This is a genomic window from Kitasatospora sp. Xyl93 (assembly GCF_055383135.1).
In genome coordinates this window covers 38,321-47,044 of sequence record NZ_AP029186.1, presented here as the reverse complement: position 1 = coordinate 47,044, position 8,724 = coordinate 38,321, and the positions used below count along the sequence as shown (strand labels likewise).

5 protein-coding genes are annotated in these 8,724 nt (G+C 74.3%); 3 read left to right on the top strand and 2 right to left on the bottom strand.

Annotated features, from left to right (window positions below; all coding sequences use genetic code 11):
- Positions 1-7 precede the first annotated feature (7 nt).
- From ACZ5GH_RS38580 to ACZ5GH_RS38570, 3 genes are all read left to right on the top strand, one after another.
- On the top strand, positions 8-211 hold the full coding sequence (locus tag ACZ5GH_RS38580) for an MbtH family protein (RefSeq protein ID WP_387758795.1): 204 nt from the start codon (positions 8-10) through the stop codon (positions 209-211).
- Between the two features lie 123 nt (positions 212-334).
- On the top strand, positions 335-844 hold the full coding sequence (locus ACZ5GH_RS38575) for a GNAT family N-acetyltransferase (protein WP_387758796.1): 510 nt from the start codon (positions 335-337) through the stop codon (positions 842-844).
- A 143-nt stretch (positions 845-987) separates the two neighbouring features.
- Entirely contained in the window at positions 988-2,487 is a 1,500-nt protein-coding gene (locus ACZ5GH_RS38570) for a phosphatase PAP2 family protein (RefSeq protein WP_464336972.1), read from the top strand.
- A 43-nt stretch (positions 2,488-2,530) separates the two neighbouring features.
- Here the strand turns inward: ACZ5GH_RS38570 and ACZ5GH_RS38565 are convergent, their stop codons facing one another.
- Positions 2,531-5,008 (bottom strand): SpoIIE family protein phosphatase, encoded by a 2,478-nt coding sequence (locus ACZ5GH_RS38565; protein WP_387758800.1) that lies wholly within the window; start codon positions 5,006-5,008, stop codon positions 2,531-2,533.
- A 67-nt stretch (positions 5,009-5,075) separates the two neighbouring features.
- Positions 5,076-8,528 (bottom strand): HAMP domain-containing protein, encoded by a 3,453-nt coding sequence (locus ACZ5GH_RS38560; protein WP_387758801.1) that lies wholly within the window; start codon positions 8,526-8,528, stop codon positions 5,076-5,078.
- Positions 8,529-8,724: the final 196 nt, after the last annotated feature.

Genomic DNA, 8,724 nt, shown 5'->3' with positions numbered 1-8,724 from the left:
GACCGACATGGACGAGAACACCCGCTACCAGGTGCTGCGCAACGACGAGGAGCAGTACTCCCTCTGGCCTGCCGACCTGGAGGTACCGGCCGGCTGGCAGCCCGTCGGCACCGAGGGCACCGAGGCCGAGTGCACCGCCTACGTCGACGAGGTGTGGACCGACATGCGCCCGAAGAGCCTGCGCGAGCGCATGGAGAAGGCCGGGGCCTGACCGCCACCGTGAGGGGCCGCCGGTCGCACCCGCGCCGACCGGCGGCCCCTCCCGGCCACCGCACCACCGCACCGCCCCCGCACCACCGCAGCACCGAGCCGCCACCACCCCGAGGAGAGCACCATGACCCCTCCGCTGCGCACCGAGCACCTGGAGTTCATCCCCTACCGGCCCGAGGACGAGGACGCCTTCGTCTCCCTGCTCCGCAACGCGGAGGTGTGCCGCTGGATGGGCCAGGACCTCGTTCCCGAGCCGGACATCCGCACCCTGTTCCGCGCGATCCTGTCCGACGTCTACCCGCAGAACCTCTTCGACGTCTGGGGCATCTGGCTGGACGGGGCGTACGCCGGCCACGCCGAGGTCAAGCGCACCGGGAACGTCGACGGCCACGAGCTGGTCACCGCGCTGGCCCCGGAGTTCTGGGGCCGCGGCCTGGGCGGCGAGGTGGTGCGCGGACTGATCCGCTACGCCCGCGACGAGCTGGGGCTCAAGGAGGTCTACGGCATGGTCGGCGCCGAGAACACCCCGAGTCTGACGATGTGCCGCCGGCTCGGCTTCCGGCACCTGCGCGACGTCGTCGGGGACGACGGCTCGGTGACCAGACTGCTGGCCGCCTCCACCGACGGGGCCTGATCCCGGCCTCGCCCCGCTCCGTCCCCTCGCCCCGGCCCGCGGCACGCCCGCCCGCGCCGCGGGCCCGGCCCGCCGCCGTTCGTGTGACACACCGGCGGGCCGCCTTCCCGCCCCGCAGCACCGAACCCCATTAGGCTCGTCGGATGACACGACTGGGGACCTCACGACTCGACGCCATCGACCGGGCCCTGTTCGACCGCATCGCCGCCGCCCGGCTGCACGGGACCGGTCCGTGGCTGCGGGCGCTGAGCCGGGCCGCCGACCACGGAGTGCTCTGGACGGGCGCCGCCGCCCTCCTCGGCGCGGTCGGCGGACGCCGCGGCCGGCGCGCCGCCCTGCGCGGACTCGGCTCGCTCGCGATCGCCTCGGCCACCGCCAACACCGTGGCCAAACACGCCACCCGCCGGCCCCGACCGGTGCTGGACGGCGTGCCGTCGGTGCGACGGCTGCTGCGCCAGCCCGTCACCACCTCCTTCCCGTCCGGCCACTCCGCCTCCGCGGCGGCCTTCGCCACCGGCGTGGCGATCGAGTCCCCGCTGCTGGGCGCGGCCGTCGCCCCGGTCGCGGCGGCGGTGGCGCTCTCCCGCGTCTACACCGGGGTGCACTACCCGGGCGACGTCCTCGCGGGCGCGGCCCTCGGAACGGCGGCCGCCGCCACCACGCTGCGCTGGTGGCCCCGTTCGTCCGACGCGCCGCCGCCCGCCGCCCCCGCCGCCTTCCCGGCACCGGCCCTGCCGCGCGGCCGGGGCCTGTCCGTGGTGGTCAACTCCGGCTCGGGCAACGGCTCCATGACGGCCACCGGCCCCGAGGAGACGGCCGACACCCTGCGCGGCCTGCTGCCCGAGGCGGACGTCCGGGTGTGCGGGCCCGAGGACGACCTGGCCGAACTGCTGACCGAGGCCGCCGACCGGGCGGCCCGCGACGGCGGCGCGCTCGGGGTGTGCGGCGGCGACGGCAGCGTCAACCTGGCCGCCGGCCTGGCCGTCGACCGCAAGCTGCCGCTGGCGGTCTTCCCCGGCGGCACCCTCAACCACTTCGCGCTCGACCTCGGCACCACCACCCACCAGGACACCGCCACGGCCGTCGAGGCCGGCACCGCGGTCGGCGTGGACCTCGGACTGGCCGTCGACCACACCGGGTCGCGCACCTTCGTCAACACCTTCAGCCTCGGCATCTACCCCGAACTCGTCCACCAGCGGGAGAAGTTGGAGAAGCGCATCGGCAAGTGGCCGGCCCTCGCGGTGGCCGTCGCCAAGCTGCTGCCGACCGCCGAACCGGTCACCGTGCACGCCGGGGGCCGCCCGCACCGGGTGTGGCTGCTGTTCGCCGGCAACGGGGCGTACGAACCGGCGGGCTTCGCGCCCACCCACCGGGCCGCCCTGGCCGACGGGAAGCTCGACGTCCGCGTCGTCGACGGCGGCAGGCCCTTCGCCCGCACCCGCCTCGCCGCCGCCTTCCTGTCCGGCACCCTGCACCGCTCCCGGGTCTACCGGACCGCCCGGCTGCGCGTCCTGGACCTGGACTTCCTCGGCGACGCCGACCGGATCGCCGTCGACGGCGAGAGCGTCCCCGCCCGCGGCGCCCTGCGGCTGTCCAAGAACCCGGCGGCGCTGACCGTGTACCGCCCGCCGGTCACCTCCTGACCGTCCAGTCCGTCCGGTCCCGGTGGGCCCGCCCGGAGCGGGCCTACCGGACCGCCACCCCGACCAGGCAGGTGTCGTCGTCGGTGTCCGCGCTGCTGTACCGCAGCAGGTGGTCCAGCTGGTCCTGGAGCCCGTCGACGCCCGCGGCCGCGCCGCGGTGCGCCTGTTCGACGAGGCCGGTCAGATTGGTCAGCGAGGCCTGGAGGGACTCGTCGCGGCGCTCGATCAGCCCGTCGGTGTACATCACCAGGGTGTCGCCCGCCTCCAGCACGAACTCCCCCTCCTCGTAGTCCGCCTGGTCCAGGGCGCCGAGCAGGATGCCGCCCAGCTGCGGGAGGGCGGCCGCTCGCCCGCCGCGCAGCAGGACCGGCGGCGGGTGCCCGGCCCGGGCCCAGCGGAGCCTGCCGCTCCCGGGCTCGTACAGGCCGCAGACCGCGGTGGCGGTGACGTTGTCGGTGAGGTGGTGGGTGACGCTGTTGAGCCAGCTCAGCAGCTGGGCCGGTCCCGCGCCGGTGGCGGCCAGTCCGCGCAGCGCGTTGCGCAGGGCGACCATGCCGGTGGCGGCCTCGATGCCGTGCCCGGAGACGTCGCCCACGCACAGCATGACGTCCCCGGAGGGCAGCGTCAGCGCGTCGTACCAGTCGCCGCCCACCAGGTGGTCCTTCTCCGCCGGACGGTAGCGCACGGCCACGTGCAGGTCGTGCAGGTCCAGCGGGCCGCGGGCGGGCGGCATGATGGCGTGCTGGAGCTGGAGCGCGAGCCGGCTGCGCTCCGCCGCCTGCTGCTCGCTCTGGGCCAGCTGGTCGCGGGTCGCGGCCAGGGCGACCTCCGTCCAGTGCTGGGCGGAGATGTCCTGGTAGGCGCCGCGGACGATGTGCGGGCTGCTGTCCGGGGCGGGCACCGGCTCCGCCACCACCCGGATGTGGCGGGTGACCCCGTCGGGCCGCAGGAGGCGGAAGGCGGTGGAGGCCGGCCGCCGGTGGTGCAGCAGGGTGCGCAGGAACCGGCCGATGGTGTGCCGGTCGTCCGGGTGGGCGTGCTCGGCCAGCTGGTCCAGGGGGATCGGCGACGCGCCGGGCGGCAGCCCGTGCAGCTCGAACAGGGTCTCGTTCCAGGCGATCTGACGCGTTCCCAGGTTCTCCTCGAAGCCGCCGATCCGGCCGAGCCGCTGGGCGTGCTGCAGCAGCCGGGCGACCCTCGGGGTGCCGTCCCCGAGGCGCCACACCACCGCCAGGTGGGTGCCGTGCCGGCTGATGCTCACCTGGGCCCGAGTGGTCAGCGGCACGCCGTCGACCAGGGCGGCGAGGTGCATGTCGTGGGTGCGGAAGGGCTCCCCGGTGGCGAAGACGTGCTCGACCTTCTCCGCCAGCCCGCCGGGCTCGGCGGCCAGCGGGTACGCCTCCAGCAGCCGGGTGCCCACGATGGCGCCGGTGGGCCGGCCGGCGAAGTCGACGAAGGCGGGATTGACGTGCCGGATCAGGAACCGGGGGAGGTGGTCGTCGTCGGGGGACAGCCGCAGGACCAGGCACGGGTCGAGCAGGCCGTCGACCAGCTGCCGCAGTTCACCGAACTGCCGGTCGTCCGGCTCGGGACCGGGCGGTTCCTGGCCGCTCCAGGTCTCCAGGGTCGCGGCCGCCAGCTGCGCGAGCGCCTCGAACTGCCGCTGGAGCGACTGGGACTGCTCGGGCAGGGCGTCGTGCCAGCAGATCTCCAGGACCCCGATGAGCCGGCCGCCGGTGCCGGCCGGAACGGCCAGCCGACCGCCCCGGACCTCGTGCTGGCCGATCGACGGGAGCGAGGCGTCGGCGAGCGTCGGGTAGCCGACGGCCGAGCGCTCGTCCAGCGCCCTGCGGGCCGGGGTCGGGACGCCCGGGGGCACGTGCCGCCAGCGGCTGGCCTCCTCCTCGGGGAAGCCGGCACTGCCGGCCAGCGAGAGCGAGAGGTCGGGGTGCGCCGCCCAGATGGCGACGGCGGCCGCGCCGAGCGGCCGCAGCGCGTGCTCCAGCATGGACCGCGCGGCCGCCGCCGCGTCGCCGGCGAGCGCGTCCGCCTCGGTGCTGCGGAGGCGGACGGAGACCGGCTCCGCCGGCGGGGCGTCGGCCGACGGCTCGGCGGCACCGGCCACGAAGCCGCGGGCGAGCGCGGATATCTCGTCCGCCGCGGACTGGTTGACGAGGTCGGCGGCGAAGGCCAGGGTCGAGGTCCCGGACCGCTCGGCGAGGCTCTCCAGCTGCCGCGCCGCCTCGGTGGGGCCGCACCGCAGCCGCTCGACGAGCACGCCGACGGCCATCTCGACGACCGCGCGGCCCGCCGCGTGGGCCTCGGCGCGGTCCAGTTCCAGCCGCAGCCGCTCCACCGTGCCGGCGAGCCGGCCGACCGCCGTCGCCTCGCGCTCCGACTGCCGGGCCGGCGGCGCTCCCGGCGTGGCGGGAACGCCCGGGGGCCCGGCGCCGGCGTCGCCGGCGGTCGGTCCGGTCGACGGGCGCTGGCCGGCGGCGGACTGCTCCGGAGGCTGGTGCACGGTCGGGACTCCTGGGGTGCGGCGGCTCGTGACGGATGGTGGGGTGACGCGGGCGGGCGCGCCGGTGCTAGACGGTGAGGTGACGCCTGATCCGGCTGATCACCTCGTCGGCGTCGACCGGCTTGGTGATGTAGTCGCTGGCTCCCGAGGCGAGGCTCTTCTCCCGGTCACCGACCATGGCCTTGGCGGTCACCGCGATGATCGGCAGTCCCTCGTGCTCCGGCATGGCGCGGATCGCCGCGGTCGCGGAGTAGCCGTCCATCTCCGGCATCATCACGTCCATCAGGATCACGTCGATCCCCGGGTGCACGGCGAGCGCCTCCAGGGCGGCCCGCCCGTTCTCGGCCTGGAGGACGTGCATGCCGTGCAGTTCCAGGATGCTGGTGATCGCGTAGAGGTTGCGGTCGTCGTCGTCGACGACCAGCGCGGTGCGGCCGGAGAGCGCCCGGTCGGCGCCGGGGTTCCAGGAGGACTCGCGGTCCGTTCCGCGGACCAGCTGGACGACGCTCCCGGGCCGGTCGGCGCTCATGTGCAGGGCGATGCGCTCGCGCAACTCGTCGAGGCTGGAGAGGACTTCCAGCGGCCGTTCGCCCGCGCGGCGGACGGCCTGCTCGTGCTCCGGGACGACGCCCCGGTTGTCGTGGGCCAGCACCGGGACGGTGTACAGGGCCGGGTCGCCCTCCATCTCCTTCAGCAGGGTCGTGGAGGTTCCGTCGGGCAGGCCCAGCTCCAGGACGACGCAGTGGCACGGCGCGGTGGCCAGGGCCGTGGCGGCCTCCTGCGCGCCGACCGCGGCGACGATCTCCACCGGCCGCTGCGTACCGGAGTAGCGGGCGAGGTCCGCGACGGCGTTCTCCGCGACCAGGGAGAGCAGGCCGTTCGGGCGGCCCTCCACCACGAGCAGGCGACGCGGCCGGCCGGCGGCGGGGTGATCCGAGTGGTGTCCGGCGTCCTGCGAGGGCAGCGCGGCCGTGTGTTCGGCCGACTGGAGCGCGGCGCCGGGGCCGCCGGCGGGGAGACCGGCGGGCTCGGCGGGCAGGTAGAGGGTGAAGGTGCTGCCCCGGCCGAGGGTGCTCTCCACGGTGATGGCGCCGCCGAGCAGGAAGGCGATCTCACGGCTGATCGACAGCCCGAGCCCGGTCCCGCCGTACTTGCGGCTGGTGGTCCCGTCGGCCTGCTGGAACGCTCCGAAGACGGTCTCCAGGTGCTGCGGGGCGATGCCGATGCCGGTGTCGGTGACGTGGAAGGCGAGCACCGGCCCGTCGCGGCGCACCCCGTCGGGGACGGCGTCCTCGTCGGCGGGCTCGATCCGCAGCTCGACCCGGCCCTGCTCGGTGAACTTCACGGCGTTGGACAGCAGGTTGCGCAGCACCTGGCGCAACCGGTAGTCGTCCGTGCGGAGTTCGGACGGCACCCGGCTGGCCGTGCGGACCGCGAAGGCGAGGTTCTTCTGCCCGGTCATCGGGCGGAAGGTGGCCTCCACGTAGTCGAGCAGCGACTGCAGCGGCACGTCCTCGACGTTGAGGTCCATCTTCCCGGCCTCGACCTTGGAGAGGTCGAGGATGTCGTTGATGAGCTGGAGCAGGTCGGAGCCGGCGGAGTGGATGATCCCGGCGTACTCGACCTGCTTGGCGGTCAGGTTCCGGGTGGGGTTCTGGGCCAGCAACTGGGCCAGGATGAGCAGGCTGTTGAGCGGGGTGCGCAGCTCGTGGCTCATGTTGGCCAGGAACTCGGACTTGTACTTGGAGGCGAGGGACAGCTGGTGGGCGCGTTCCTCCAGCTCCTGGCGGGCCTGTTCGATCTCCAGGTTCTTGGCCTCGATGTCGTGGTTCTGCGTCGCCAGCAGCTCCGCCTTCTCCTCCAGCTCGGCGTTGGAGGCCTGGAGCTCCTCCTGGCGCGCCTGCAACTCCTCCGAACGGGCCTGGAGTTCGGCGGTGAGGCGCTGGGACTCGCCGAGCAGCTCGTCGGTGCGGGCGTTGGCGATGATGGTGTTGACGTTGACGCCGATGGTCTCCAGCAGCTGCTCCAGGAAGTCCCGGTGGACCTGGGTGAACGGCCGGACGGAGGCCAGTTCGATGACGCCGAGCACCTGTTCCTCGACGACGATCGGCAGCACGATCAGCGACAGCGACTCGGTGCGCCCCAGGCCCGAGGAGGCGGCCAGGTAGTCCGGCGGCAGGGAGTCGACGGCGATGGTGCGCCGGCTGCGGGCGGCCTGGCCGACGAAGGACTCGCCGAGGCGGAAGCTGGTCGGGCGCTCGCCGTCGGGGAACGCGTAGGAGCCGACGAGCCGCAGCACCGTTCCCTCGGGGCCCTCCTCGGCGAGGTAGAAGGCGCCGCACTGCCCGCCCACCAGCGGGGCGAGTTCGTCCATCACGGACTCGGCGACGACCGAGAGGTCCCGCCGGCCCTGCATCAGGGCCGAGAAGCGGGCGAGGTTGGTCTTCAGCCAGTCCTGTTCCTCGTTGGCGCGGGTGGTCTGGCGCAGTGACTCCACCATGGCGTTGATGTTGTCCTTGAGGTCGGCGACCTCGCCGGAGGCGTCCACGGTGATCGAGCGGGTCAGGTCCCCGGCGGTGACGGCGCCGGTGACCTCGGCGATGGCGCGGACCTGCCGGGTGAGGTTGCCGGCCAGCTCGTTGACGTTGGCGGTGAGCCGCTTCCAGGTGCCGGAGACGCCCTCGACCCGGGCCTGGCCGCCGAGCCGGCCCTCGGTGCCGACCTCGCGGGCCACCCGGGTCACCTCGTCGGCGAACGAGGACAGCTGGTCGACCATGGTGTTGATGGTGGTCTTGAGCTCCAGGATCTCGCCGCGGGCGGTGACCGTGATCTTCTGGGTGAGGTCGCCCTCGGCGACGGCGGTGGCGACCTGGGCGATGGCGCGGACCTGCCCGGTGAGGTTGCCGGCCATGGAGTTCACCGAGTCCGTCAGGTCGCGCCACGTCCCCGAGACGCCCTCGACCTTGGCCTGGCCGCCGAGCCGGCCCTCGGTGCCGACCTCGCGGGCCACCCGGGTCACCTCTCCGGCGAACGAGGACAGCTGGTCGACCATCGTGTTGACGGTGTCCTTGAGCTCCAGGATCTCGCCCTGGGCGTCGACCTCGATCTTCTGGGTGAGGTCGCCGCGCGCCACCGCCGTGGTCACCTGGGCGATGTTGCGCACCTGCCAGGTCAGGTTCCCGGCCATCGCGTTGACCGAGTCGGTGAGGTCCGCCCAGGTGCCCGAGACGCCCGGCACCTGCGCCTGGCCGCCGAGGCGGCCCTCGGTGCCGACCTCGCGGGCCACCCGGGTCACCTCCGAGGTGAAGTGCGACAGCTGGTCGACCATCCCGTTGAACACGGTGGCTATCTCGCCCAGCAGCCCCTCCGCGTCGTCGGGCAGCTCGGTGCTGAAGTCGCCGTCCCGTACGGCCGTCAACCCGGCCAGCAGCTGCCGCAGTTCCGCCTCGTTCACCAGCGCGGTGCCCGGCCCGTTCTGCGAGCGGTGCTGCGAGTCGGGGGGCAGGGTCGGGCCAGCCATCGAAACGTCGCCTCCGTAGAACGCCGGGCCGCCGGCCCGCATCCGGTCGTGGGCACCACGGAACGGTCCGTGGTCGCAAAGGGGGTGGGATCCCCTCCGGAGGCTATCCCAGCTCCCGGCCACGCCGAAACGACTGGTCGCCGCGTTGGACCCGGCGGTCCGGCGCGTTAGCCTGGGCGGATCCGCGGCGCACCCG

Coding starts and splice junctions, on each gene's coding strand:
- ACZ5GH_RS38575 (WP_387758796.1), top strand. CDS start 335: ATGACCCCTCCGCTGCGCACCGAGCACCTGGAGTTCATCCCCTACCGG.
- ACZ5GH_RS38580 (WP_387758795.1), top strand. CDS start 8: ATGGACGAGAACACCCGCTACCAGGTGCTGCGCAACGACGAGGAGCAG.
- ACZ5GH_RS38570 (WP_464336972.1), top strand. CDS start 988: ATGACACGACTGGGGACCTCACGACTCGACGCCATCGACCGGGCCCTG.
- ACZ5GH_RS38560 (WP_387758801.1), bottom strand. CDS start 8,528: ATGGCTGGCCCGACCCTGCCCCCCGACTCGCAGCACCGCTCGCAGAAC.